The sequence below is a fragment of the Actinomycetes bacterium genome (assembly GCA_022599915.1).
Classification (GTDB): domain Bacteria; phylum Actinomycetota; class Actinomycetes; order S36-B12.
In genome coordinates this window covers 1-25,997 of sequence record JAHZLH010000017.1, presented here as the reverse complement: position 1 = coordinate 25,997, position 25,997 = coordinate 1, and the positions used below count along the sequence as shown (strand labels likewise).

The following is a 25,997-nucleotide window of genomic DNA, read 5'->3' as shown; positions in this document are numbered from 1 at the left end:
TTCTCTTCCTGTGAAGGCTGCGGCAGTCCCGATAGGCTGCCAATCGTTCAACGATCCCGGGAGCGATAATGATGCCCAAGTTTCTTGTCCCCTCGCTGCTGGTTGCTGCGTTACTGGTGGCCAGTTAGTCCACATCTACGAGTTCGCCGGACGAGACCGCGACACCAGCCTCGTCGGGCCAACAGGTCAGTGATTGCGTCAAAGACGGCCAAGGGTTCACCGGTGGTGCGACGGTGCCGCGGCAAATCTTCGGTTCCTATGGCCCGGGACAGTCGCTCGTCTGGGACGTAGCCAAAGGCAAGACCGCCGGTGGTGCGCAGAACGTGCAAATGGCAACCGGTATGCCCAACGGAATCGTGACCATCCTCTGGGGCAAAGATGCGGGTGCCGGAAACAACACCCTGACTGTCGAATGCACCACTGGCTGGGATGTGTACGACAAGGATGATCCGACGAAGTTGTGGCAGGCGGGCATCATCTTCAACGAGATTCCGGGGCTCGGCACGGACACCTACTTTTGCCACCGCATTGAAATGGACACTTCTGGCGATCAGGTCACGATGAAAATGTGGGAGACCTTCTGGAAGTACGGCGAGGACTACACCTGCCCCGACACGCTGCAGCAAATCCTCGATGGTGACCTAGACTTCCCCAACCCGGTGACCTACTTGGAGTTGCCGGACACCGGCATTGGGGCGGATACCGTGCCCCCGTCGGAATGGACCACTGATGGGACCGAAGCGGGAGTCGTCCTTTAGCGGTCTACCCAATAAGCCGGCATTAACTGGCTGCAGTCGGCCCATCGGAAGTGCGCGAGGTCCAGTCCTGTTCCTTCAGCAGCCAGGCGAAGTACAGGATCGAAAAACTGACCGCAGCCAAGATCAGAATTGATGCGCTGATGTAGGTAGCGCTGCCCAATTGCCCGTCGTTCCCCGAGGGCGCCCACCAAGTCATGATTCGTGCGGCTAGTGCCAGCAGCGCCAGCAGCAGTCCGCCCATTGGCAACAATTGGTCGGCAAGTTTCGTCCCGGTTGCTGACCGCCAGTGTCTGGGCAGTAGCCAGGACGCGCCGCCGGCGAAGCAGGCAGTGGCGAGCAGGATGCCGCCGACCGCATCAGATGGGCGATGCCAGCCAGCGGCCAAGGTCCCCCAAGTGGCGGTTGCGGCCCATACCAGGCCAACGACGGCAACCCAGGGGCGAGCGCGAGCGCTGGACACCAAGAGCAATGCGAGAACCAGCGAAGTCGCGATCGTTGCGTGACCGCTCGGGAACGTGTTGATGCCATCGAATAGCGGCCGATCCTCCAACTGGCTGAGATCGGGTCGGGGCAGCACGAGTTTCAGCACTTCAGCGAGCAGGATCGTACCGGCGAACAGCAGTACTGCGCTGGCAGCCGCCCAGGGTCGTCGCCGCCACAAGCCAATCGCAATCAGAACCAGCAACCCCACCACCAATGACTGAACCCGAATCGCATCCAGGATGTCTTTGGCTCGGTTCATGTGCTTTTTCCCGGCGGCAAATCTTTCCAATACTGCGCGGTCATCCCACTCTTGGCCCAGTTGGGTGTGAACTGCGAGTAGATATATGAGCACAAAGAGGGCAGCTGATCCGAGCGCAAGATTTCGCAGTCGCCGAGCGCGCTGCGGAATGGTCTCCGGTGGTGTGGAGTCGGCGACATCGGTCACTCCTGCATCTTAGGGGCCAGACCGGGCGGGCAACGTTGCTCCGTGCGGGGAGTGAGCAGCTCCAGTGAGTGGGCGGTAGCCTGCTGCCATGCTGCTGCGCGATCTCCCGGCCGAACACCTGACCCTCTACACCGCTGCTGCTGCGACCAATCCGGTGGACTGGCATGCCTGGGGTCAGGATGCCTTCGCCGAGGCGCGTAGGCGAGATGTGCCGGTCTTCCTGTCGGTGGGCTATGCCGCTTGTCACTGGTGCCATGTGATGGCAGATGAATCTTTTTCGGACCCAGTGGTTGCCCGTCGGCTTAGCGAGAACTTCGTTGCGATCAAGGTAGATCGGGAGGAGCGACCGGATGTTGATTCGGTGTACATGGCTGCCACCACCGCTTTGACCGGTCACGGCGGCTGGCCGATGTCGGTGTGGCTGGATCATGAAGGTCGCGCCTTTTACGCCGGTACCTACTTTCCCGATCTTCCCCACGGGAACATGCCCTCATTCGGGCAGGTGATGACCGCGGTCTCGGATGCCTGGCAGAACCGGCGCGAACAGTTACTTACCTCGGCGGAACGCATCAATACGCTGCTAGCCGAGCGCGACCAGCCTGCCGAGTTGAACTCGGTGGAACCAGCCTCGACGATCATGTCGGCAGCGGTTACCGAACTGGCGAACTCCTTCGATCCAGTCAACGCCGGCTTCGGAGCCGCCCCCAAGTTTCCGCCCAGCATGATTCTGCGGTTCTTACTGGACTACGCGACCGTGACCGAACAGCCGCGCCCGGCGCAGTGGGTCGCAGCTACCTGCACCGCCATGGCACGTGGCGGAATGTACGACCAACTCGCCGGCGGTTTCGCCCGATACAGCGTCGATGAAACCTGGACGGTGCCCCACTTCGAGAAGATGCTGTACGACAACGCACTACTCGTTGATGTCTACGCGACCTGGTGGGCGACTACCGGTGACTCGTTGGCAAAACGCATCTGCGCAGAAACTATTGAGTTCATGCTCAATGATCTTCTCCTGCCTGAAGGCGGTTTTGCTGCGGCGTTGGATGCCGATGCGCCGGAAACGGCAGACTCCCCTGGTGGTGAAGGTGCAAGCTACGCCTGGACCCCTGAACAACTCGCCACGGTGTTGGGAGCTGACGACGGTGAGTGGGTTGCCGAACTCGCGTCGGTCACTGCGGCGGGAACGTTCGAGGTTGGTACGTCAGTGCTGCAACTACAATCCGACCCCGACGATGTCGAGCGCTGGCGACGGTGTCGGCAAGAATTGCTAGCGGCCAGAGCTCTCCGACCACAACCAGCCCGAGACGATAAGACCGTGCTGGCGTGGAACTCGCTGGCGATCCTAGCTTTGGTTCGCGCTGGGCTGTTGTTTGATCGTGCGGAATGGATTTCGGCAGCGGTCGCTGTGGGTGACCAGATTCGGTCGGTACACGTGACAGCTGACTCGGCCGGGGTCAGGCTTTGTCGGATTTCACGTCACGGGAAGCCGGGCGCTGCGCCAGGTCTGTTAGAGGACTACGCCCTGACCGTAGAGGCTTTCGTAGCGCTGCAGCGAGCCACTGGCGATACTTCCTGGTTCGAGTCGGCAGTTGCCGTCACCGAGGCCATGACCGGGCTGTTCTTTGAACAGGACCAGCAGCGGTGGCGATGCTATGACACGGCGGTGGATGCGGAACGGTTGGTGCGGCGACCCCGAGATCCAGCTGACAATGCCACTCCCTCCGGCACTGCCGCGGCAGCCCGAGCCTTGATCACGATGGCTGCGGTCAGCGGCAGGATTCAGTGGCGCGAGATCGCCGATCAGCTTCTTGCTGACCTATCCGGTCTAATCGCGCAGCATCCACGATTCGCTGGCTGGGGACTCCAGGCGTTGTTGCTGGCTGACGCCGGACCCTGGGAAGTGGCGGTGATTCCCGGTGAGGATGACGATGCCGCCGCAGTCCTAGCGTTGCTGTGCACGGTGGAAACTGCGGGATCGGGCCGGGCCGTATCGGTGCGAGGGTCGGTAGCGCCACCTGCCAATCCGGCGGCAGTGAGCGAGGAGGCGGCTGGCGCGGAAGATATCCCGCTGCTGATAGGTCGACCTGCTGGTGATGTATCCGCAGCCCATGTCTGCCGTAACTTTGCCTGTGGGCTACCGACTACCGATTCGCAGACTTTGCGCGAGCAGTTGCAGTCAGGATGACTGCCGTGTCCCGCTAGCGCCTCGGTGGCGCGTAGTAGATGGCCGCCAGCACACCGGCGATTGCGCCAAACAGATGCATCTGCCAAGAGATGTCCGCCGCCACGCCAACTGGCAATATCCCCAGCAAAAGCGATCCGTATCCGATGAGCACCACGACCGCTATCAGCACATCTACCCAATGCCGTGTGATCACCCCGGCAGCCAGGAGGTAGGCCAGGAATCCAAAAATGACGCCGCTGGCCCCGACCGTCACAACATTGGCTGGCCCCAATAGCCACAGCATGGTGCCACTGACGAACACGATTGTGGCGAAGACGTTCCAAAACTTCTCCCGCGCTCGCCAAGACACCAGCGATCCGAGGATCAGAAAAGGAACGGTGTTTGCCATCAGGTGCTCGAAGTCCCCGTGCAGGAATGGTGCTGCAACTATGCCCACTAGGCCGATGAGTGTGCGGCTCTGCACACCGAGGTAGTCCAAGTTTCCCGCCAGTAGGAAATCTGCAATCTCAACGAGCCACATGATTGCCAGCAGCCACAAGATTGGCGATACCACCGTCATGAATGTGCGCGGAGTTTTTTCTGGGACAGCGACACTCATGTTCCCAGTATGGTCGCGGGTGGCCATGGCGGAAAGTTACCCACCCGACGGCGTGGTTGTTCGCGACTCATCGGCGGACATGGGGGTAGAACTGACTGGTGACAGTGTGCGTGATCGTCGAATCATGTCCACGGTGAAGATCACCAGAGCAATCCACACCAGTCCAAAGCCGATCCAGCGCACGGCGGGCATGGATTCGGACAACAGCACCACTCCGATCAAGAACTGCAGTACTGGCGTGATGTATTGCAACACTCCGAGCGATGTGAGCGGAATCCTTACCGCGGCCGCGCCAAAGAAGAACAGCGGGATCGCGGTGATGACGCCCAGTCCGATCAGTAGCAGGGTGTGCTCGAAGCCGTTGTCAGTCAGAGTTGCCGTGCCGTTGGTATACAGCCACACCTGATAGCCCACCGCTGGGAGGAACAGCACCAAGGTTTCGAAGGTGAGGCTCTCCAGCGCCGGAACCCCAGCTTTTTTCTTCAAGAGTCCGTAGCTGGCGAAAGACAAGGTCAACGTGAGCGCTATCCAAGGAATCCGCCCGTAGTTCGCGGTCAAGATGACTACGGCTACGGTGGCGATGGCCAAGGCTGCGATCTGCCAACTATTGAGTCGCTCGCGCAGCACTACGATACCTAGTGCCACGGTGACCAGGGGATTGATGAAATATCCCAGCGAGGCTTCCACGACCTGGTTCGTGGTGACTGCATAGACAAAAGTCAGCCAGTTGATCGATAGCACCACCCCGGCGAGAGCTAGCAGCACCGCTTGCCGTCGAGTCAACCGCAGCAGTCGGGGCAGTCCGCGGACCAGCAGTAGAACGGCGAGACAGACCACCAGCGACCAGATGATCCGATTAGCGAGGATTTCCGACGGGGTGGTTGGCTCGAGCAAGGTGAAGTACAGCGGGAAGATCCCCCACAGCGTGTAGGCGACGACGCCGAACCAGGTGCCGCTGCGCTGTGCTGTCACCACTCGACCGTAGAGCGTCGCAGCAGCCGGTGCCACCGGATCAACCGGCGACTCATTCCGACTGCGGAATCCGCATCAGGCTGCCTGCGTGCCAGAATGACAGCATGACCGCATTCGTGATCCTGTTGATCGTTGTTGTAGTGGCCGGGGTGGGAGGGGTGTTCTTCTACAACACCTTGGTGAAGCTTCGGAATCGAGTGGCGGAGGCGTGGGCGCAGATCAGTGTGCAGTTGAAGCGTCGCCACGACCTGATCCCGCCGCTGGTTGCCACTGTGAAGGGCTACGCCGCTCACGAGAGCAAAACCTTGGACGCGGTAGTTACGGCACGCAATTCGGCCATCGAATCGGCCCAAGATCCTTCACATGCAGATCAGGCCGGTAAGGCGGAGTTGGCGCTGTCTGGCGCGTTGGGAAATCTATTTGCGCTGGCCGAGTCCTACCCGGATTTGAAGGCCAACACGAACTTCCTCGATCTGCAGCAGCAGATTGTGGATACTGAGAATCGCATCGCCTTCTCTCGGCAGTACTACAACGACACTGTGCGGGAGTGGAATACCAAGATCGAGTCCATCCCCTACAACTTCTTCGCTGCCCGCATGGATGCTCGCAAGGCGGAATACTTCGAGATTCAGGACATCGAACACGCTCGGATGTCGGAAGCAATCTCCCCAGAGGACACCACTAAGCCGCCCTCGGTGGAGTTCTGAAATGGAACTATGGCTCGCGCTGGGACTAGCCGTAGTTGCTGTCGTCTTCGGCTACTTCACCGTTGCTGGTCGAATCGTTGCTCTGATCGCCGTACTTGTCGGAATGGCGTTCTACGCGTTCAACTTCAACAGCGGCGGCAGCAGCACAGCGATAGAGACGAGCGTTATTGAGAACTATCAGGCCGACTACTCGCTGGACGAGAATGGCGAACTGACCCAGGTCGAGACGCTCGATGTGAAGTTCTATGAGCAACGGCGGGGTATTTTTCGGTTCTTTGACGAATCGGGACCGTCAGAAACCAAGGTGGAGCACCCGGTCGAAGTGATCTCGATCGAGCGGTGCCCCCGCCAAGTCGAGGACTTTGGCACATGTGTACCCGAGCCCTACGTCCTCTACGAAGAGAGTGGCTACTTGGTGGCTCGGATCGGCGAAGCGAACGTGCCGTATCCGCCTGGGACTGTCAACCGGTATGTCATCACCAGCAAACAAACCGGGACCATCACGCAAGTCGAAGGTGAGCCAGAGGCGCAGTGGTACTGGAACGTCGTGGGTGCAGGCTGGCAGATGCCGATGTATCAGGCCACCGTCACCGCAGACTTCCCGGTTGCTCCCACCGGGGTCGGTTGCCTGGTCGGTACTGGTGATCTTGAGCAGCCATGCGAGGTGTCGGAACAAAGCGACAAGCGCTACGTCACGCAGCTACAGCAGTTGGATCCGATGACTCCGGTCACCTGGAAAGCGATGATGCCCGCCGGGGGGCTCACCGTTGTTGAGTTGAGCGAGCCCTGGTACAACAATGCGATCCCGGCTGGTGTCGGTGTGCTCCTCGCGCTGGGTATGGTCGGTTTGATTCGGATCGCCCACGATCCGAAGCCCAGCCAGGCGCCCGTGTTTGCTGCGCCGGGTGACGACATCCTCGCCTACGCCTGGACGCTGAAGGAACGCCCGCCGGATGACGTCTTTCAAGCGCTCCTGCTGCAACTGCGGCATCTGGGAACGCTTCAGATTTCGCTCGACCCCGCCACGACGCCGCGTCGCAAGCCGAAATTTGTCACGCTGCAGCGAACCGATCGGGCGCTGCCAGACGGTGTCATTGGCAGCGGGGAACTACTGGACACGCTAGGGCTGAACACTCCGGGTTCCCAGCAGGACATCAAACAGAAGTCCGTCAGTATGGGGAGAAAGATCAATGCGCTACAAGCGGAGTTGCGGACTGCCTCAACCGGGCAAGCGCGCGCCTATCGCTGGTACGACTATTCCGCCTTGGGTCGGCTAACCGTTTTGTTGGCTGCGCTACTACCCGCATTTGCCGGTGTCACTTTGGTTGCTTCTGAGTCGGTCTGGTTGGCCACCCTGTTCTTCATCCCTGGTATTGCCGGACTGTGGGCCACCGCTGATCTGAAGACGCGATTGACGGCAGAAGGGCGTCGGGTGCGAGACCAGATTGCTGGATTGCAGGTTGCGCTCGGGACGTCGGCATCAGTCGAACGTTACGAGTACTCCCTGCGAGCGCAGTACTTCGAGCAGTTTCTGCCGTGGGCAGTTGCTTTGGGCTGTGCCGATAAATGGGCAGAGGCCTGCAAGCCACCACCGGGGATGGATACCGATCCAGCCAGCCCGATGTACAGCTACTACGCGCTCTATTACACCAGTCAGTCAATCTCCGAAGCAGTCAGTTCGGTATCGCAAAGTGCAGTTTCGTCCTACAGTGCTTCGCAGTCGTCATCCGGTGGTGGTGGCGGTGGTGGCTTCTCCGGCGGTGGCGGCGGTGGCGGCGGCGGTGGCGGTTCCTGGTAGCTGTCGATTGGACAGTATCGGCTAGCCGTCCACCTGCTCGGAAATCATCAACCACTCGTCCTCGAGGTCTGACTGCAGTTGCTCTTGTTCTCGTAGGTTGGCGGTAAGTGCCAGCAGTTGTTCGGGGTCGGTGGCCGCGGCCGCGAGTTCGCTGTGCAGCCGTTGCTGCTCGGTTTCGTTGCGTTGCAGCTGCCGCTCAACACGCGACAGCGACTTGCGCAACTCTCGCTCTTTCGCTGACCCAGGTGCTGGTCGCTGCGGTGGCCCGGTCGGTGCCGACTGGGCTTGAGTGGCTGACGCCAGGCTTCTCGTCGTGTCCTTCTCCGCCAGTATCTCCCGCCTCAGATCGAGGTATTCGGCCACGCCACCGGGAGCGTGACGGATTTTTTGATCGCCGGTCATCACGTAGATGTCATCGCAGACTCGCTCAAGGAAGTAGCGATCATGCGAGACCACCACAAGGGAGCCGGGCCACTCGTCGAGTAGGTCTTCCAGCACGTTCAGCGTCTCGATATCTAGGTCGTTGGTCGGCTCGTCGAGCAACAGCAGGTTGGGTCCAGCCAGCAACACCTGCAGCACTTGCAGGCGACGCCGCTCGCCCCCGGACAGATCCCCGAGTCGCTTCCAGGCCGCATCTCCGGTGAACCCGAACGACTCCAGTAATTGGCTGCTGCTCAGTTCCTGTCCGGTGGTCACGACTGCACGCTCAGCAGTTCGCTTGAGCCAGGTACCTACCCGGTCGTCTGGATCTAGTTCACTTAGTCGCTGGTCGACCATGGCGGCAGCAACTGTTTTTCCGCGCCGGACGAATCCTTCGGTAGGAGGCGGCTGTTCGCCCAAGAGCAGACGCAACAATGTTGTCTTGCCGGCGCCGTTGGGTCCCAGCAGTCCGATGCGTTGTCCCGGTCCCAGGTTCCAAGTCACATCTTCCAGCACCGGGGCAAGATCAGCTCTAGGGCGAAGTGTCATATGTTCGACGTCAATGACCGTCTTGCCGAGTCGGGCACTAGCGATCCGATGCAGGGTGAGGGAATCTCTAGGCGGTGGCTCATCGGCGATCAGTGCCTCGGCGGCGTCAATCCGGAATTTTGGCTTGGCGGTGCGAGCGGGCGCACCGCGACGCAGCCATGCCAGCTCCTTGTGCGCCAGATTGCGACGCTTACTTTCCGCGGCCTGCTGTTGTTGTCGTCGCTCTGCTTTGGCCAAAACGTATGCGGCGTAGCCGCCTTGGTAGTTGGCGATGTCACCGGAAACCATCTCCCAGGTCTGAGTGGTTACCTCGTCGAGCAGCCATCGGTCATGCGTCACCAGGATGACTGCCCGACGGCCACGCGGGACGGAGTTCAGGTACTGCGCCAGCCAACCCACTGCTTCCACATCAAGGTGATTCGTCGGTTCGTCCAGCAGCAGCACATCCCACGGTCTAATTAAGGCCGCGGCCAGCGCGACCCTACGAGATTCACCACCGGATAGGCCATCGGTCGCCGAATCAAGTCCGGCGGATAGTAGCGGTGCGGTGACCCCGCCGAGCAGCCCGGTCAATACCGATCGAGTATTCGGATCAGAAGCCCACTCATGATCGGAACGATCACCTACGATCGCCGCACGAACAGTTGCCCCTGGCAATCGGTCATGTTGACCAACCATCACAACGCGCGAGTCACCCGACATGGATACCCGACCAGAATCAGTTTCCCCGCCAGCTAGTGCCGACAGCAGGGTGGTCTTTCCGCTCCCGTTGGCGCCAACAACTCCGATTCGATCCCCGGGATGCACGCCAACAGAAATGCCATCCAGCACCATTCGGGTGCCCCGACGGAGAGCGAGGTCCTCGGCAACGAGGTAGGGGGAAGCTTTCACATATACCTCAGGTTGTGATCACGGCATGGTGCACCGCAGTCGTGCCACGGTCAGCGGCACCTCGCCGACTGGTCATCTGCTGGCTGGCGCTATCCGGCGGGTGCCGGTGCGGAAGTCACCGGGGAGGGTGTCGTGGCGCCGGAGTCCGTTGGGGTGGGGGTGGGGGTGGGGGTGGGGGCTGGTCCCGGCGGTCCGCCGATTGTGGATTCGATCCATCCTGCGTAGTGCGAGGTTTTGGTATAGACGGCCCGACGCCGGGGATTTGCGCAGGGTTGGGGCCCGTAACTCACAATCCCTGCTACCTGCGGCACGCCCGCTGCGTCGGCGAGGATCAGCGGTCCGCCGCTATCGCCGGCGCAGGTGTCCACCGAGTTGGCACCCCCGATGCCGGCACATACTTGTTTCTTGGTGTTCGCCTCTCGCCACATCTTTTCGCAGCGAGCATCTGGCGTGATTTCCACCGTGCCCTGCTGCAACTTGCTCGGGTATTTTCTGCCGTTCGGTTTGGTGGCCCCCCAGCCAATGACCGCGGCCGGCGCGTTAGCCACGTACATGGCGGCGGTGGCCAGGCCCATAGGCGTCTTGTCGGAGACCTGCTTGAGCTTCAGCAGGGCTATGTCGTTGATGTCTTTTCGAGGCTTGTACTTCTTCGTGTAGATCTTTGCGACCCGAATCTCGGTATCACTGGCGTTCTTGAGCGAGGTGATTCCGACCCGGACGACGACTCCCTTCGCCTTGAGCCCGGACAGGCAGTGGGCGGCTGTGAGTACCCAGCCCTCGGCCACTAAGGTGCCGCCACAGAAAGTGCCGCGCTTGGCGCTCTCCCCGCGGTAGCCGATGGCAGCCATCGCCGGCCAAGCTCCGGCTGCGGCGTTGGAGCCATTGATTACCTGTGGCCCCTGCTGGCTACCACCTGCAGGTCCTACCGCGGCGATCAGTGGCAGTCCAGCGAGGAAAAGCGAACCGATGGCGCCGAAGATGATGGCGCGTGCTGTTGCGGTCATAGGATCGCATCCTTCCACAGAGACGACATCGATCGAGCGCCTTGGCGCCGTAACGAGTCGGGTAGCCCCATTCTGCGGCCTGGAATGAGATATGTCACCACCCGGTGGGTGCTGCAGGGCTCACTCGCGATTGGGCCCGCTCAAGAGTCGGCTTGGGTGAGGTGAATCACAGCTGATCACTGATTAGTCGAGATCGGTCTCGGGAACAGTGAAGACAGTATGACTAGGTGCCAATCAACAAGACGGGGTGAAACGTGAGTGAGAAAATCATTATTGGCCTAGGGGCTGCGGTATTCGCCGTGGGTTTCGCCACGTCCTCGATGGCTATGACGCCACTGGACGATCAATATCCCAACGGCACTGCGTCCGCTGGAGTGTTGTTGAGTGATCACGAGCAGGTGCAGCGGCAGAACTCAGTCGAGGCTCGCTCCTAACTTCTCGTGCTGGCTGGCAGCCTCGCTGCCGCTGACTGTGCCACGCTAAACCTGTGGGTAAGACGGCGCGAGGCGTGACGCTGACTCGACTGCTGCCCGGGTTGCAGCAAGATCTGCGACCGTGGACGCCAGTCAGCGTTATCGCTGGGCTGACAGTCGCGGCATACCTAGTGCCACAAGTCATGGCCTACGCCACAGTCGCGGGTCTGCCGCCGATCGTTGGGCTATGGGCGGCATTGCCAGCGTTGTTGATCTACCCGCTGTTGGGTACTTCTCGGTTGTTGAGTCTGGGACCTGAGTCCAGCGTTGCCCTGATGACAGCAGCGGTAGTTGGCCCGCTGGCGCTAGGCGATCCCAGCCGCTACGCGGTGCTGGTTGCTGGGCTGGCACTGATTGTCGGGGTGGTCGGTGTCGCTGCCAGTCTGTTGAGACTGGGATTCCTCGGTGACCTGCTCTCTCATCCGGTCATGCTCGGCTACATGGCCGGCATCGGGATGCTGATGATTGAGGGTCAGATTGATCAACTATTGGGAATCAATACCACTGCCGAGGACGTGCTGCCCCATCTGGGTGAGGTGCTTCAGGCGGTCGGCTCGGGTGAGATCGATCTACCAACCGCGCTTGTGGGTGGGGTCATGTTGGCGGCACTCTTTCCGTTGGCGCGCTATCTGCCGAAATGGCCCGGTCCACTGCTCGTCGTTGTCGCTGGTTCGCTCTTCACCTGGGTATACAACGCCGGCGGCGGTGAACTGACGGTCGTGGGTGCTGTGCCACAAGGAGTACCGCTGCCGCAGGTGCCCGCGATTTCACTGGAGGATGCAGCGGTTCTGCTGGTCGGCGGTCTGGGTGTGCTGCTGGTCGGGTTTACCGATGTTGCCCTAACTGGGCGGGCGTTTCAGGAGCGAGACGACTCACGGCCGGATCCCAACGCCGAACTGCGCGCAATGTCGGTCGGAAATCTTGGCGCTGGCCTCTTGCAGGGGATGCCAGTCTCCAGCAGTGGTAGCCGGACTGCCTTGGCCCAGGCAAGCGGTGCTCGATCACAGGCCTACTCCTTTGTCGTAGCGATCGCTTTGGTTGCGGTCCTGCTGGTGGCCGGGCCATTGCTGTCCTCTATCCCCCGGGCTGGCTTGGCGGCACTAGTTATCTATGCGGCGCTGCAGTTGATTGATGTTTCTGGCTTCGCGTTGCTGTGGCAGTTCGATCGAGTTGAGTTCGTGTTGGCCATAGTCACACTGGTGTCGGTACTCATCGTCGGGATCTTGTACGGCGTCTTGATTGCCGTAGGTTTGTCCGTGATCGCTATGGCTGCTCGAGCGGCTCGGCCACACAGCGCGGCGTTGGGCTTGGTACCAGATCTTGCCGGAATGCATGACATCGGGGATTTCGATGATGCTCGTGAGGTATCAGGACTTCTTATCTATCGTTACGACAGCCCAGTATTCTTCGCGAATTCCTCCGATTTTCTCGCCCAAGCGGATCGACTCATCGAGGAACGGCAACCGGGTCTGCGCTGGTTTGCGCTTAACTGCGAAGCGATCGTTGATATCGACGCCACCGCGGTAACTGCGATCGACCGACTGTTGCGACAAACCGAGCAGGAAGGACTGCTGTTCTGTCTGGTACGAGCAAAGCGGGAACTCGTCGAGCAACTGGATCGGGCTGGCCTGGCAGATCGAATCGGCCGTGATCGGATGTACCCGACCTTGCCCTCGTTGGTTGACGCTTTCTACGCGGAAGATGAATGAATCCGCTGCCGCGCTATCTAGCGGTAGAATGTCAATGTCCAGACCGGGCTATCTGCAGAGGAGACCTTTCATGTGCAGCCCAGCCACCTGCCCCCGTTGCGGCAAGATCAGTTACTCCGGCTGTGGGCTACACATTGAGCAGGCGCTAGCGGGTATCGGAGAGCAGGATCGATGCTCGTGCGGCGCAGCTGGCGGCCCGGCGCCGGTCTAGACCCCGACGATATGGAACGGATCGTGACGCACCCGCGCCCACCGAGAACCCGTTTGCACTATCCGTGAGGTAGCTGGATGGCCGAGTCGCAAACGCCAATCCCGGGGACCAATATTGATCCGCCGGCAAAGCCGCAGATCGATAAAGTCCGAGCGGTCGAGCGCCGGACTCGGCTGGGTGCGGTGATATATCTTGCGATTTTGCGCTTTGGCGGCTCCCACTCGACGTTGCTAGCCGGCGGGTCCACCTACTACCTATTCCTGGGAATCTTATCGGCGATCTTTTTGGGTTTTGGCCTAGCCGCCCGGTTCGGCGCTCATCGACTCGAGCCGTTGCTGACAAAGGCGCTAGATCAGTTGGGGCAAATCTTTCCTGACTTCATTGGAACGAATGGCATCGATCTGGACACGATCGCTGCTTGGGGGCAGGGTGCCTCGCTCATTAGCCTCTTGGTGCTGCTGTATTCCGGAACTGGAACCATTAATGCCATGTCCGGGGGGCTGCACATCGTCTACGGCGCGCCTACGGATCCACGAAACTTCGCGCTGAAAAAGCTTCGGCAAGTGGGCTGGTTGTTGTTGCTGCTGCCGCTAACGCTGATGGCGTTTATCCCGACAGCCGTGATCGGGTTCTTCGGAAGCAATATCCGAGAATTCTTAGGGCTAGCTGGGGCTACCTGGGTACCCGCAGTGGTCTTAATCAGCGGTGTCTCCGTCGCATTGTCGATCAACTATCTGCTATTTCGCCTCGTACTTTCGCGACTCGGTGGCATTCGGCCCGATCCGAAGTCGGTGCACCGGGGCGCGCTGGTCGGTGCCGTCGTAATGGAGGTGATGCGTTTTGTCATGACCTTCATTGCGCAGTGGGCGCTCGATCGCCCGCAATACGGTGCTTTCGCGCTGCCGGTGGCGATCTTGTTCGTTATCTATCTGCAGTGGCTGGTCTTCTTTTTCGTTGCGTCGCTCACCGCGGCGATGGCGAGCTTCCGTGCCATGGTCCCCGTGACAGCGGATTCGGCGAACCCCGAACAGACAACGGATTCATCGCCGCCGGAGCAACAAACAAAAGTCGTCGCAGAGTCGGTCCAGGTGACCGAAGTGGGGGAACCCGGTGAGAGCGCTGAGGCTGGTCAACATCCGACGATCGCCCTGTCCGGAACCGGTAGCCAAGAAAACCAGACGGGTAATCAGCGCACCGAGGTTGTGCAGCCTGAAGCCGCTGCCCATACCGATGCCCAACACACCCGGGTCATAGATCAACAAGACCCTTCCACTGATGACCGAGGTGATCGGGTGGAGGACTCGCTAGATCGCTAGCCGGATACCGCTGTGGTGATGACGCGAGGAAGTACTTCGCCGATGGGTCCACGCAGCACCTCGGTAGCCGAGGTGTCATAGGTGGTGGGCTCGCCGTTGCAGATCACCAGCGGCTTGCCTCGCCCCAGGGCGATGTCACACAGTCCAGCTGCCGGGAAGACGGCCAGCGAGGTACCGATAGCTAATGCCAGATCGCAGTTCATTGCTGCAGCCTGGGCGGCAGCCAGTACGTCCGGATTAAGTTGCTGCCCGAAAGCGATGGTGTTGGTGCGCAGTAGGCCATCGCACCCGAGGCAGTGGGGATCGCTTTCGCCGGCCGAAAATCGATGGAGAGTTTCGCGGATTGGCTGGACGTCGCTGCAGTCCAGGCAGATCGATGACCAGAAGGTGCCATGTAGCTCCAGCACGTGCTGACTACCAGCACGCTGCTGTAGGCCATCGATGTTCTGCGTGGCGATCAGAGTTTGCCGGCCCGAGTCTGCCAACGATGCCAACGCCCGATGGCCGTCATTTGGTTCTGCCGTCAAGATTGGACTGCTGCACCGCATCTGCCAGGCAGCGAGGCGGACCTCCGGTTCGGCAACGTAGGCATCAATGTCAAAGATTCGTTGGGCTGCTGGGTTGGTGCGCCAGATCCCATTCGGCCCGCGGAAGTCTTGGATGCCAGACTCAGTCGACATTCCCGCCCCGGCGAGAATGAAGATGCTGTGGGCTGCATGGATGAGGTCGGCAGTCCGTTGTTCTGCCGCGTCCGGCAAGGCCATACCTCAGGCTATCCGCAATTAGTAGATCGGGCTCGATACTGCTTGACCGCGCATTTTCTCTCTACCCCGGTAGTGTCGAGGTACAGAGCCACCGGGAGGTGTCATGGAGTACGACCTATCAGTCGCGGGCATGACTTGCGGGCACTGTGTTGCCGCCGTGACAGCAGAGTTGCAGAAGTTGCCTGAGGTTGACGATGTGTCGGTAACCCTTGGCGAAAATCAGCCGTCCCGGGTCGTCGTTTCCGTCCGACAGGATGTGGACTGGGGGTCCATGGAACGCGCAGTCGCAGCGGCCGGCTACTCAGTGGTGAGTTAGCGATTTGCCCGCTGCCATGATCACGCGAAGATTTGGTCGCACCGACCTACAAATGCCGGTGCTCAGTCTTGGCGGCATGCGGTATCAGCAATCCTGGCGGGACACTGGTCAAGATATTGAACCAGCCGCGCAACGACGGATCACGGATGTGGTGCAGACCGCACTGGGACTGGGTATGAACCACATTGAAACGGCCCGCGGCTACGGGACGTCGGAGCGCCAACTAGGGATGCTGTTTCACGATCTTGATCGTGAACGGCTCATCATTCAGACCAAGATTGCGCCCTCTCCGGATGCCGATCTCTTCGCAACCCAAGTAGCGGAGTCCTTCAAACGGCTGCAGGTAGATCGAATTGATCTACTCGCGCTACACGGAATCAATACCTACGAAAAGTTTTGGTGGGCGGTGCGGCCGGGTGGCTGCTTGCAGATCGCTCGACGGCTACAGGCCGAAGGAAGGATTGGACACGTCGGATTTTCGACCCACGGGTCACCGGAACTAATTGCCACCGTGCTGCAGCATGAGGAAGATGGCGGGTTCGATTACGTGAATCTGCACTGGTATTACATTTGGCAATACAACTGGCCTGCGGTCGTGGAAGCAACCAAGCGGGATATTGGGGTATTCATCATCAGCCCAGCCGATAAGGGTGGGCGACTCTACGATCCACCCGAGAAACTCGTGGAACTGTGTCAGCCACTGCACCCGCTAATGTTCAACACCGCCTTCTGCCTAGCTCGGCCGGAGGTGCATACCCTCAGCCTCGGCGCTGCGCGGTCTTCCGACTTTGATTTGGCTGCAACGGCAGTTGCGAATCTGAACGACTATCAGAAGTGTCTGCCCGAGATCGAAGCGAGGCTGGAGCAGGCCGTAGCCGAGATTGTTGGTCCCGGTGGCCTGGCCGAACTCTTCGAGGGAGTTCCTACATGGGAAGAGGCGCCCGGGTACGTCAATATTCGCACCACTATCTGGCTGCGAGCACTAGCGATTGCCTACGGAATGACCGATTACGCCCGAGAGCGTTACAACTTGCTAGGCAACGGTGGTGATTGGTTCCCCGGTGCCAACGCTGCCGCAGTCGATCAACTAGATATCGGCAAAGCGGTGAGACGCTCGCCGTTGGCAGCGCAGATCCCGCAGTGGCTTACCGACGCCCATCAGCGGCTGGCGGGTCCAGCGCGGCAGCGGCTCTCTGCTCAGTAGGCCATCCCATTGTGCACGGCTCGCTAGGGCATCCCGTTGGGTCTGGGTCGGACAGTATCGACCTGGTACTGGTCCGATTAGGTGATGACTAGTTGCAACACTTTTGCACAAGTTCTACTCTGAAAGAGCTTCAAGGAGGTCCACATGAACATCATGTACAAGATCAAGCACTACACCAATCGGGTTCTCTACACCTTCCTCGGTCCAGCTGACCTCGATGAACACAACGATCCGTCGCTTCGACTGAAGCGAGAATACGCAGAGAAACAAAAGGATGAGGTCCCAGCACCAGCGGCGGGACCCGCGCCTGAACCCACCACGGCAGAGGCATTGCCCTCTCCCCGAAGTGAGGAGACAAAAGCCATCGCATAGCGATCCTCCCAGGAAGCCCCCCGGCGATCAGACCATGGTCGTCGGGGGTTCCTTTTGCCCGCTACCTACCCGGAGATGGGCACGATCGTGGGTTTCACCAGCGCCAGTTGCGCCACGTATCTGGCTGGCTGGGGTCAGCCCCGGTGGAATTGCCGAAGACGCCAAATTCCGGTTTGGGTAACGGAGCGGCCTTGCAGGTGACGTCTGCAGTCTTTCCCGAATCCCGTTTGGGCAATGCCCCGGTACTCAGGTAGTCAACTAGATACTTGCGTACACATCGATTGTCATCCAGCGATGTAGCATGGCCGGTCTCACCCGCAATAGCGACCAACCTCGACTTGGGAAATTTCTCCCGGACCTGCAAACTTCCGGAATACGGCGTGGGAGCATCCAAGGTGCCACTAATCAGTAGCACCGGTGGCACTCGTTTGCCTTTCACCCTGACTGGCTGACTGGCGGGGGCGGGCCAGTAGACGCATGGATAGTTGAACCAGGCGTTTGGCCATGTCAACAGCGGTGCCTTTGCGTAGCTAGCCCAGTTGTCGGCGGCCCAGGTATCCCAATTAGTTGGCCACGGAGCATCAGTGCATTGAACGGCGAGATACACCGCGTAGCCGTTGTCGTTGCGAAATTGCCCGCTGTCGCGGTACTCGTTGACGAGTTGTCGAGACTGGCCCAGCCGGACGTAGCGGCTGAATGACTCCGCCAAGTAAGGCCAGGTACTCGTGCTATAGCCAACCGGAGTGAAGATGTCTATCCACTCTGACGGGCCGATCTTCCCCTCCGCAGGGGTAATGGCCAACTGTGCTTGAGCTTCGGTGAAGCGGCGGGACACCGCTGCACCGGTGCTGCCCAACTGATAGGTGGTGTCATATTTTGCGATCCAGGCGAACCATTCGTCGAAGACGCGTTGGAAGGCGACGTCTTGATCGAGGTTCGCCTGGTAGAAGACCCGCTGCGGGTTGACGTTGCTGTCGAAGACTTGTCGTCGGACCCGGTCCGGGTAGAGGGTGCTGTAGACCTGTCCGAGGTAGGTGCCGTAGGAGAAACCGTAGAAGTTAATCTCCTTGACTCCAAGGGCACGACGCAGCACCTCCATGTCTTTGGCGCTATCGACGGTGCTCATGTGTTTCAAGATCTTGCCGTTCTTGCGGCAATCCTTGGCGTAATTTTTGGTCCGCGCTAGCCAAGCGTCCCGATTAGCGACCGGTTCCGGAAAGTAGTTGGGCCGGTTGAAGCCGAAGTAGTCTCGATCGCAGTTAAGCGACGGACGGCTGCGACCTACGCCTCGAGGGTCGAAACCAATCCAGTCGTATTCGGCGCTCACTCGATTCGGTAGCCAGGTTCCCAGCGTCGACCAAGGTAGCCCGGAGCCGCCCGGGCCGCCCGGGTTGACCAGCATCACCCCCTGGTATCGCTGCTCACCGACCGAACTGCTGACTCGCGAAACTGCCAGTTTGATCTGCTTCCCACGGGGTCGATCATGATTCAGCGGTACTTTGACCATGGCGCACTGTGCGCCGTAGGCAGCTAGATCGCCATTGCGGCACCGCTTCCAGTTGATGCGATCACCCCCGCGGCCGTCGGCATCCTTGGGTTTTGCCGATTGCTTGAATGGGGTGAAGTGGCTACCGCTCGCGTCCGCTGCGGCACCGGTAGGAACGAGCAGGCCGGCTGACACCGCGGCCGTTGACAACAGCACCAGCAGTCGCAAGATCACATATGCTCCTCGAATTAACGTGAGCCTAACGCTGGCAGAACCCAATAATCCGGACATTTCGCCAACCCGCCACGATGATCGGGCCAGTTCTGGGTTCCTAGGCGAGTCCGCAGTCAGTTCGTCGCTGGACCAGCCGTCGAAGACTAGGCAGTGGCGCGCTGATCGAGTGTGGTGCCAGTCCCACTGGGCACTAGTCGACCGTGCTGTAAGGATTCGTAGATATGACCGGGACCGTTGCGTCGCGCCAGTAGCCACGGCGACATTTCGGAAGAACAAAAGTGCTGCACGTGTTCCCCGGTCGGCCCACCACGTCCGGCGATCAACTTCTCTTTGATCATGGAGTTGTACTGCACTGCACTGGATTCTGGAGTGTTGGAATTGAGTACCACCTCTAACTTGGTTTCCACGAAGTAGTCACGCAAGCCAGGTATTGCGGAGGATTGCGGATCGTAGGCCTCGGGCATCATGCCGTTCTCTGAGGAAGTCCAAACCCCGCTGCTGGTGTTGAGTACGACGGTATGGTTGCCGACGGTGTGGCCTGGGGTGGCTACCAGGGCGACGCCAGGGCCAAGCAAGACGTCAGAGTCGAGAGTGACCACTTTGTCCGGTCGAACGGCCGCGTGGGTGTGGCCTTGAAACCACCGACGTTGCAGCGGATGAACCTGCGGAAATTGCTCCCATTCTGGCCGCATGATCAGTAACTGCGCGTTGGGGAAGATCGGTTGCACTGGCTCATCGAGAGGTGCGAAACCCGCTGCCGCCAAATCCGGCTGAATCTCGTCAGTGCCCAGCCAGCGGCGCAGATCTTGCGTATGCAAATGATCGAAGGTGATGTAGTCGATCTGCTCGGGGCTGATGTCGAGCTCCGCAAGGTGCTCCAGCACTGTGGGGTAGCGTCGAACTGCGAGTTCGGCGAGCGGTCCCGGTAGCCGACGCCGAAAGTCAGCGAAGTAGCCAGTATTCCCGGCGAGGTCAACATCGGTGGGGCCGACCAGCATGGTGCGTAGTTCACCGGCGAAGTCGAAGAACTGCACAACCAACATGCGATTGGTAATGCGGACATAGGGACTAGACACTGCGGCCTTGGCTCGAAAGAGAGCGTATTGAGTGGGATAGGGCAGGCCAATAAGGTCGCAGGTGGTTACTGCTGCGGCAGTCCCGGAGTCGGCAAACCAGTCGTGGAAGGCCGGCGCGGCTTGCGTGATGGCCGCTAGTTGTCGACCGGGAAGTGGGATGGCATTGGCCTCAGCAAAGATGTCGATGGCGCGAAAAGCAGAGTTGGCCATGAGCAGACTCCTTAGAGAAGTAACAGTCACAGCCTATGCCGGAAAGCAGCGACCGCGCAGAAAACACCACCGATAGCTATGGGACTAGATACCAACCCAAGAGCGCCACAGCGACCAACCCCGCAACTACTCCGGGCCAATGCAGTGCTGACGGTTGAGCTTGCTGGTAGCTGGTCCCATGGGTAACGCGTGTGAGGCCGAAGAACAGTACCGCCACCCCGATGATGGCACCGGGGTGTACGGCAGTGGGCCAGAACCCGTTTGCTGCGAGAGCCAGCAGCCCCAGAGCGAGCAGAGCTGCCGACGCGGCCAGCGCTCCCGTTGCCGGCACGGTGGGAGTTTGCCCTGCTGGCGATTCGATAGCCGTATTGGTGCCGAGCGCGACGTAGCGCAGCAAGAATGGCGTGACCATTAACCCCATTGCACTCGCCAGAATTGCGGTGCTGGCGACTTGAATCCCGATCGCCGCAGCGACTGCGCCGACTAGCCACAAGGTGGTGAATCGCTGAGCGGGTATTAGTGGCAGCAGGGCCATCGCCGCAACTGCGCAAGCGAGTAGTAACGGAACCACCACAGCTGCTGACATCGCCGAGGTGGTGAGTAGCTGGGGAATAAAGGTCCACGCCGGGATCGCAGTCAGCACCACCAGCGGCCAACCGGTCAGCCATTGAGGGCTGCCTGGCGACAGTTGCGGGCCGGAACTAACTGCAAGGGCTGCCAGCACCAGGGCTAGCAGTAGTGGCAGCGCGACGTTGGCGTAGTCACTGCCCGTTGCGGCGACAGCAAGAGCCAGACCTTGCATGCCCAACCAGAGTGCTGTCGCTACCGCGAGAGCAGCGGCGAAAGCGTCTGGGGCGAGAGTTGATCGACCGCTGTGCTCAATAGCGAGGGTGGTGGTCAGCAGCCCCACGGCAGTGACAAGCAGAAGTGAGGCTGGCGTGGCAACCACAGCCGCTAGCGACAAACTGGCGGCGAGCAGTGCCAACAACAGTCGCGAGGCGTCGGGCAGCAAGCGGTGTGCAGGTCCGACGAGGAGAAGTGCTGGTGGTGCTAGCAGGAGAAGCCACGGGTTCGTGTCTGTCGGGTCGTCGACTATGGCGGCGATAGACCAAAGCAATGCCACGAGCGCGCAGGCTGGCTTCAAGACCAGCCGAGGTTCCAGCTTGCGCATCACGGTTCCGGATTGCAGCCAGCCAACATTGTGTCGGCGAGGCCCACGGCTGGGCGCCACGACTCAAGGTCCCAACTGCTTTTCAGTCGCGCAAGCATGGACAGCGGATGGCAGCGGAACTGTTGCCTTAGGTTTGGCTGGTCAGGCACTCCGCGCCGGGTGACTTGTCGCCACATTTCATCCAGCGCAGCTTCGGGCACTAGTCTCCCGCTCCTGGTCGGGGTAATGCGATACGTCAAGCCGGAACTTTCGCTGACCACACTTACCTTCGCCACGTATCGGTGTCGCCGATCCTGCTGATTAGTTGGTCGCGGAGCTTGGCCCTTTGCTGAGCTCCCGGATGCCCCAGGATCGGGTGATGAAGCCGTGTTGGAGCGGGTCGTCGCGGACGTCGCCATCCCGAGCGCTAGGCAAAGGCCGATCAGCAGGGCGAGGGTGATGATCTTGCGCACTCCGGTCCTCCTGACAATTCCGCGGTGTCAGCCTAAATGCAGCGTGGGAGCGGGTCGTATCATTTCGCAGTTCCGTGCGCCGTAGCGCGCAACAGCGTTGGCGGGCATGCTAGTCGTGGCGATTGGCGGTCTTGCCGTGACGGTGAGCGACAACGATTTTCGAAATTTGTTTCCTTGAACATCAAGGGCACCTCAATTGTCGTTGGTATTGAGGCGAATCCTGTGTCAGATTGGGCACGATCCGAACAAGAGTAAACGTGATGGATGGTAGAGAGGACCGCAGTGAATCCCGACGCTGACAGGACCTCTACCCCACAGGGGCATCCGGCGGACGCGGCAGCTTTCCCACTGGTTCAGTATTTGCCGATTGGGGTTTTGGTTCGGGACGAGCAAGGCCTAGTGAGTTTGGCCAACCAGGCGCTACTCGATGCCTTTGGTCTTGCCGGAACCAAGGATGAGATCATCGGGCGCCCTTTCGCCGAAGTCAACGCCGAGTTGGCGACACGCACTGTTATTCCGGAAATCTTGCTGAGTGATTCGTCAGATGCGGATGACGAGAATTCCGAGAGCCGAATCGATCTGATCGATGATCGAGTTTTGCTGCGGGAGGTGTTGCCGTTATCGGTAAGTGCCGGGCGGCGGCGGGTCTACCTATATCGGGACGCAACCGCGGAGATTAGAGCCGGCGAGAGCGAAGTGGCGGCACGGGAACGAGCTGAGGAGATCGCCGAGCAACGGGCCTGGCTGCTCTCCATGGTCAGCCACGAAGTGCGTACTCCGCTGAGCGGCGTTGTAGGTTTGGTGGAACTTCTCATGGGAGAAAATCTGCCGGACTATATTCGCGACATCATCACCGGAATCCGGCGATCTGCCGATAGCGTCAATGAGTTGCTCGAGAACCTGTTGGTGATCAGTCGACTGGATGCTGGCAAGTTTGAACTTGATGAGCGACTCATAGACGTTCACGAAATGCTGGAAAGCGCAGTAGAAACGGTCGGCCCTGACGCTCGGCTCAAGGGACTGGCGTTATCTGTATGGATCCATCCATCCGTGCCGCAGCAGCTGGTGCTGGATGCGGCCCGCTTCCGGCAAGTGCTGCTGAACTTGCTGTCGAATGCAGTGAAGTTCACGGACTCCGGCGAGGTTGCAGTTTCAGCTGAGGCGTCCGACGGCTTTCTACAGATTCGAGTGATCGACTCCGGCGCTGGAATTAATATTGCGCAACTGGATCGGTTGTTTAGCCCCTATGAACAAGGCAGCGGATTGCAGGAGCGAAGTGGCGCTGGATTGGGTTTGACAATTGTGCGCACCCTCTTGGATCGGATGGGCGGAGACGTTGAGGTTGATTCTCGGCCTGGGATGGGCACCGCCTTCCGCATCAGTCTCCCTATTGTTCGCCCAGTTCCTGCTGAGGTGAAACCCATCGCCGAACTGGTAGGGGCCCGGGTCGTGCTGAGATGCTCGCAGCCCCTTACCAGCATGGCTGTGGTGACCAAGTTGCGATCGCTGGGCGTGGAAGTTCTGCGCGATACCGAGACGGCTGCTGGCCAGGCTATTCATGCTGCGGTCATGGTCGTTGACGGTGGCCAAGCCGACGTTGCGGATGAGCTCGCTGCGTTACAACAGCGGTGGTACCCAGCAAAGTCGATCGTCCTGTCTGTTGGTGCGCTGGCGGAAATCCCGGGGGCAGCCAGCGGGGTACTCCCGATTCGACGTTCCCGGTTGGCTGAGCTAATGCGGGTCGATAGTCGAGTGGCGACTCAGACCAAGGTGACGCCGCAGCCACAAGTGAGTGCTGATCTGGGCTTGCGAGTTCTCGTCGCAGAAGATTCACCAGCTAATCAGGCTCTGCTGCGGACGATGCTGGCAAAGGTTGGGGTGCTGGCCGATTTGGTGCCTGACGGTGAAGCCGCAGTGGCGGCCGCGGCCCGCGAGCGCTATGACGCGGTGTTGATGGACATCTCCATGCCACGAATGGATGGTATTGCGGCAACCAGGGCCATCCGCGAACTGAGTGATGCTGCTACATCAGCGCAGGTGCCCATCATCGGACTCAGTGCGGCCACGCTGGACGAGGACCGCAACGTTTGTTTGGCTGCGGGAATGTCGGATTACCTCACCAAGCCGGTCTCGTTGGCGGGCCTGCGAGATGCGCTTTCAGGAGCCGTACCGGACAACGCTGCACTACCGGAACAGCGCCTAGCTGGGGCACAGCCCGCTGTTCCGCCGGTCTCGGCGGAACCGACTGCTACCGCCTCCACAGACGAAGCTGAGCAAACTGGAGTGATTCTTGATATCGCCAGGCTGCGAGCTCTTGCGGATGAGATAGGGGACTTTTCGGTGGTGGCGGAGAGCATCATGATCTATCTGGAAGAGTTGCAGCCCCGGTTGGATGTGATCGAAGCGGCCCGCAACGACCCTGATCATGCAGTGCTGGCGAGAGCCCTGCACACGTTGGTGTCGCCCTCGGCGATGCTGGGAGCTGAGCAACTGGCGAGTGTGTGTCGGGGGATCGAACAGGGCTGCGGTGAGCTTGGCGATGGCGAGATTCAAGCGGCCATGAGTCAGATCCGCAATGTCGCTGCTCGCACTGAACGTGCGATGCGTGACTATTTGACAGAAGTCCCAGCCTAGGCTGCGGTTTCTGACTATCGCGCGGGTAGGTACAGGTCGATTTGGTCGGACTTGCCGTTGTGAGACAAGTCCGCTTCCCAGCCGAGGGCGCCCACCTGTGCACACAGTTCGGTCGCAGTCCGGGCAGCAGTGGGAGTAGTGGCAAGCTGCCGGGCCAGCGCGCCCTTGCTTGCTTTGTTGTGATGACTGACTGCCGTTCGTTGGCCCGACGCTGACTCTTGCCAGACTTTGATAGTTACCAATGAATCGCACTCAGTTGCGGTCGGGGACCACATCCCGCTGTACGGCGAGGACCGCATATCTACGATCAGGTTATCTGCGCTGATGGCGGTCATAGCTTCGGCCAATGGCTCTCGCCAGAATCGGGTCAAGCGACCGATGCCGGGGAGGTCGACGCCGCCGGATAGTCGGTAACAGCAGATTCGGTCGTTGGGTCGAACTAGGCCAAATAGCGCGGTGAAGATTAGCAGTCTGCCAGTAGCGAGTTCGAACTCAGCAGTTGACATTCCGGCGAGATCGAGTTCACCAAAGAGCACGCCGGTGTAGATCTCAGCCGCCGGGGCGCTGGGGCTGGTCGCCAGATTTGCATTGCGATCAACCCAGTCAGCCAGTCTCGGCGAAAGGCCAAGAGTTTGATTAGCTTCGTCCGGCGACTCTTGGCACAGCGTGGTGAGGGCAGCTAAGACCGCTTGTCGCGGGTCGGTGAGATCGGTGTCCCGCAGCGTCGCCAATGACAACGGGTCGCCCTTGCCGGGACATTCCTTGCCCTCGGAAGGCGGCAGCAAGATCAGCACCCGCTCATCATCCCAGCACCACCACGCGGCATTTGGGGGGTACCCATGAGAGTGGGAAGGTTGGCTGGGCTGAGGCTAGCCGCTCTGGCCTGGTGGTTCGCGAACCAGAACTTCTTGGGCGACCGAAGCGACTGTTTGTCCCGTTTGAGTATAGAAACCACCGGTTGCAAAGCCATGGCCATGCCCTGCGACTGGGCTGCGGTTAGCGAAGAGCAGCCATGAGTCGGCCCGCAACGGTGCGTGGAACCACATCGCATGGTCAATCGATGCAATCTCCAACTGGTCAACCCCAGCTGAGCCGCCATGATGCCCCAACACAGTGCGAACCAGCGTCAGGTCGGAGAAGTAGGTGAGGGCACACACATGTGTGAGCGGGTTGTCGGGCAGTGGCTGACCCTTAATCCAGTTCATTTGATCGACGAACCCGTCACTGATCTCGCGAACGAGTTCGCTATCCACGTGGCGCATGTCCAAGAGCTGGTTAATGGGGTAGCCCGCCTGCTTCAGTCCTTTGCTAGCGGGGGCAGCATCTTCGGGTAGGTGAATATGATCGAAGATATCGACGGGTGTGGCCTCCTCGGGGCCCGGTACTGCGGCGAACCAGCCAGGAGCCTTGTCGGTCCCGTGAGCGGGCCCTTGCTGCGGTATGGCGAAGGATGCCGACATCGTAAAGATGGTCTCGCCGTACTGGACCGCCCGAATTCGTCTGGTACTGAAGGACCGGCCGTCGCGAGGTCTATCCACCATGTAGACAATGTGATC

At 60.1% G+C, this 25,997-nt stretch carries 24 protein-coding genes; 12 read left to right on the top strand and 12 right to left on the bottom strand.

Annotated features, from left to right (window positions below; genetic code table 11):
- The first annotated feature begins 233 nt into the window (after positions 1 to 233).
- Positions 234 to 758, top strand: a complete 525-nt coding sequence (locus tag K0U62_02875; protein MCH9800463.1) for a hypothetical protein — start codon at positions 234 to 236, stop codon at positions 756 to 758.
- Between the two features lie 22 nt (positions 759 to 780).
- Here the strand turns inward: K0U62_02875 and K0U62_02870 are convergent, their stop codons facing one another.
- On the bottom strand, positions 781 to 1,686 hold the full coding sequence (locus K0U62_02870) for a phosphatase PAP2 family protein (GenBank protein MCH9800462.1): 906 nt from the start codon (positions 1,684 to 1,686) through the stop codon (positions 781 to 783).
- 88 nt (positions 1,687 to 1,774) lie between these two features.
- On the opposite strand from K0U62_02870, the gene K0U62_02865 reads away from it, so the two are divergent.
- Entirely contained in the window at positions 1,775 to 3,874 is a 2,100-nt protein-coding gene (locus tag K0U62_02865) for a thioredoxin domain-containing protein (GenBank protein MCH9800461.1), read from the top strand.
- Positions 3,875 to 3,887: 13 nt separating this feature from the next.
- On the opposite strand, the gene K0U62_02860 is transcribed toward K0U62_02865, so the two are convergent.
- Positions 3,888 to 4,433, bottom strand: coding sequence for a rhomboid family intramembrane serine protease (locus tag K0U62_02860; GenBank protein MCH9800460.1), 546 nt, complete (start codon positions 4,431 to 4,433; stop codon positions 3,888 to 3,890).
- A gap of 75 nt (positions 4,434 to 4,508) precedes the next feature.
- Positions 4,509 to 5,444, bottom strand: a complete 936-nt coding sequence (gene rarD, locus K0U62_02855; GenBank protein MCH9800459.1) for an EamA family transporter RarD — start codon at positions 5,442 to 5,444, stop codon at positions 4,509 to 4,511.
- Positions 5,445 to 5,548: 104 nt separating this feature from the next.
- Between rarD and K0U62_02850 the strand changes: the two genes are divergently transcribed.
- Positions 5,549 to 6,151 (top strand): LemA family protein, encoded by a 603-nt coding sequence (locus K0U62_02850; protein MCH9800458.1) that lies wholly within the window; start codon positions 5,549 to 5,551, stop codon positions 6,149 to 6,151.
- A 1-nt stretch (position 6,152) separates the two neighbouring features.
- The gene (locus tag K0U62_02845) at positions 6,153 to 7,949 is read left to right on the top strand and encodes a DUF2207 domain-containing protein (protein MCH9800457.1); all 1,797 of its coding nucleotides are present in this window, start codon (positions 6,153 to 6,155) and stop codon (positions 7,947 to 7,949) included.
- A 21-nt stretch (positions 7,950 to 7,970) separates the two neighbouring features.
- Here the strand turns inward: K0U62_02845 and K0U62_02840 are convergent, their stop codons facing one another.
- Positions 7,971 to 9,752 carry an ATP-binding cassette domain-containing protein gene (locus tag K0U62_02840; protein ID MCH9800456.1) on the bottom strand — a complete coding sequence of 594 codons (1,782 nt, stop codon included), beginning with the start codon at positions 9,750 to 9,752 and terminating at the stop codon, positions 7,971 to 7,973.
- Positions 9,753 to 9,898: 146 nt separating this feature from the next.
- The gene (locus K0U62_02835; protein MCH9800455.1) at positions 9,899 to 10,813 is read right to left on the bottom strand and encodes a serine protease; all 915 of its coding nucleotides are present in this window, start codon (positions 10,811 to 10,813) and stop codon (positions 9,899 to 9,901) included.
- Positions 10,814 to 11,067: 254 nt separating this feature from the next.
- On the opposite strand from K0U62_02835, the gene K0U62_02830 reads away from it, so the two are divergent.
- The 4 genes from K0U62_02830 to K0U62_02815 all read left to right on the top strand — a co-directional run bounded on the left by K0U62_02830 (position 11,068) and on the right by K0U62_02815 (position 14,522).
- Positions 11,068 to 11,247, top strand: coding sequence for a hypothetical protein (locus tag K0U62_02830; GenBank protein ID MCH9800454.1), 180 nt, complete (start codon positions 11,068 to 11,070; stop codon positions 11,245 to 11,247).
- Between the two features lie 35 nt (positions 11,248 to 11,282).
- Positions 11,283 to 12,995, top strand: coding sequence for a sulfate permease (gene sulP / locus K0U62_02825; GenBank protein ID MCH9800453.1), 1,713 nt, complete (start codon positions 11,283 to 11,285; stop codon positions 12,993 to 12,995).
- A 70-nt stretch (positions 12,996 to 13,065) separates the two neighbouring features.
- Positions 13,066 to 13,206: a hypothetical protein gene (locus K0U62_02820; GenBank protein ID MCH9800452.1), complete on the top strand. Its 141-nt coding sequence runs from the start codon at positions 13,066 to 13,068 to the stop codon at positions 13,204 to 13,206.
- A 77-nt stretch (positions 13,207 to 13,283) separates the two neighbouring features.
- A complete protein-coding gene (locus K0U62_02815) occupies positions 13,284 to 14,522 on the top strand; it encodes a YihY/virulence factor BrkB family protein (GenBank protein MCH9800451.1) in 1,239 nt (412 codons plus the stop codon).
- On the opposite strand, the gene K0U62_02810 is transcribed toward K0U62_02815, so the two are convergent.
- Positions 14,519 to 15,286, bottom strand: a complete 768-nt coding sequence (locus K0U62_02810; GenBank protein ID MCH9800450.1) for an NAD-dependent deacetylase — start codon at positions 15,284 to 15,286, stop codon at positions 14,519 to 14,521. The two genes, K0U62_02815 and K0U62_02810, sit on opposite strands and share 4 nt — an antisense overlap.
- A 103-nt stretch (positions 15,287 to 15,389) precedes the next feature.
- On the opposite strand from K0U62_02810, the gene K0U62_02805 reads away from it, so the two are divergent.
- From K0U62_02805 to K0U62_02795, 3 genes are all read left to right on the top strand, one after another.
- Positions 15,390 to 15,602, top strand: a complete 213-nt coding sequence (locus K0U62_02805) for a heavy-metal-associated domain-containing protein (protein MCH9800449.1) — start codon at positions 15,390 to 15,392, stop codon at positions 15,600 to 15,602.
- 16 nt (positions 15,603 to 15,618) lie between these two features.
- Entirely contained in the window at positions 15,619 to 16,806 is a 1,188-nt protein-coding gene (locus K0U62_02800; GenBank protein MCH9800448.1) for an aldo/keto reductase, read from the top strand.
- A 144-nt stretch (positions 16,807 to 16,950) separates the two neighbouring features.
- Positions 16,951 to 17,178, top strand: coding sequence for a hypothetical protein (locus K0U62_02795; protein MCH9800447.1), 228 nt, complete (start codon positions 16,951 to 16,953; stop codon positions 17,176 to 17,178).
- Between the two features lie 94 nt (positions 17,179 to 17,272).
- Here K0U62_02795 and K0U62_02790 read toward each other — a convergent pair whose 3' ends face one another.
- The 4 genes from K0U62_02790 to K0U62_02775 form a co-directional block, all read right to left on the bottom strand.
- Positions 17,273 to 18,898, bottom strand: a complete 1,626-nt coding sequence (locus tag K0U62_02790) for an alpha/beta hydrolase (GenBank protein ID MCH9800446.1) — start codon at positions 18,896 to 18,898, stop codon at positions 17,273 to 17,275.
- A 143-nt stretch (positions 18,899 to 19,041) separates the two neighbouring features.
- Positions 19,042 to 20,184, bottom strand: coding sequence for a hypothetical protein (locus K0U62_02785; GenBank protein ID MCH9800445.1), 1,143 nt, complete (start codon positions 20,182 to 20,184; stop codon positions 19,042 to 19,044).
- A gap of 76 nt (positions 20,185 to 20,260) precedes the next feature.
- Complete coding sequence (locus tag K0U62_02780; protein ID MCH9800444.1) at positions 20,261 to 21,355, bottom strand: hypothetical protein; 1,095 nt, start codon at positions 21,353 to 21,355, stop codon at positions 20,261 to 20,263.
- Positions 21,355 to 21,807 carry a DUF2599 domain-containing protein gene (locus K0U62_02775; protein ID MCH9800443.1) on the bottom strand — a complete coding sequence of 151 codons (453 nt, stop codon included), beginning with the start codon at positions 21,805 to 21,807 and terminating at the stop codon, positions 21,355 to 21,357. Before K0U62_02775 ends, K0U62_02780 begins: the two co-directional genes overlap by 1 nt.
- 264 nt (positions 21,808 to 22,071) lie before the next feature.
- On the opposite strand from K0U62_02775, the gene K0U62_02770 reads away from it, so the two are divergent.
- A complete protein-coding gene (locus K0U62_02770) occupies positions 22,072 to 24,441 on the top strand; it encodes a response regulator (protein MCH9800442.1) in 2,370 nt (789 codons plus the stop codon).
- 14 nt (positions 24,442 to 24,455) lie between these two features.
- Here the strand turns inward: K0U62_02770 and yaaA are convergent, their stop codons facing one another.
- Together yaaA and K0U62_02760 are read right to left on the bottom strand one after the other, a co-directional pair.
- On the bottom strand, positions 24,456 to 25,235 hold the full coding sequence (gene yaaA, locus K0U62_02765) for a peroxide stress protein YaaA (GenBank protein ID MCH9800441.1): 780 nt from the start codon (positions 25,233 to 25,235) through the stop codon (positions 24,456 to 24,458).
- Positions 25,236 to 25,310: 75 nt separating this feature from the next.
- The coding region (locus K0U62_02760) for a thioesterase family protein (GenBank protein ID MCH9800440.1) at positions 25,311 to 25,997 on the bottom strand (687 nt) is incomplete at its 5' end.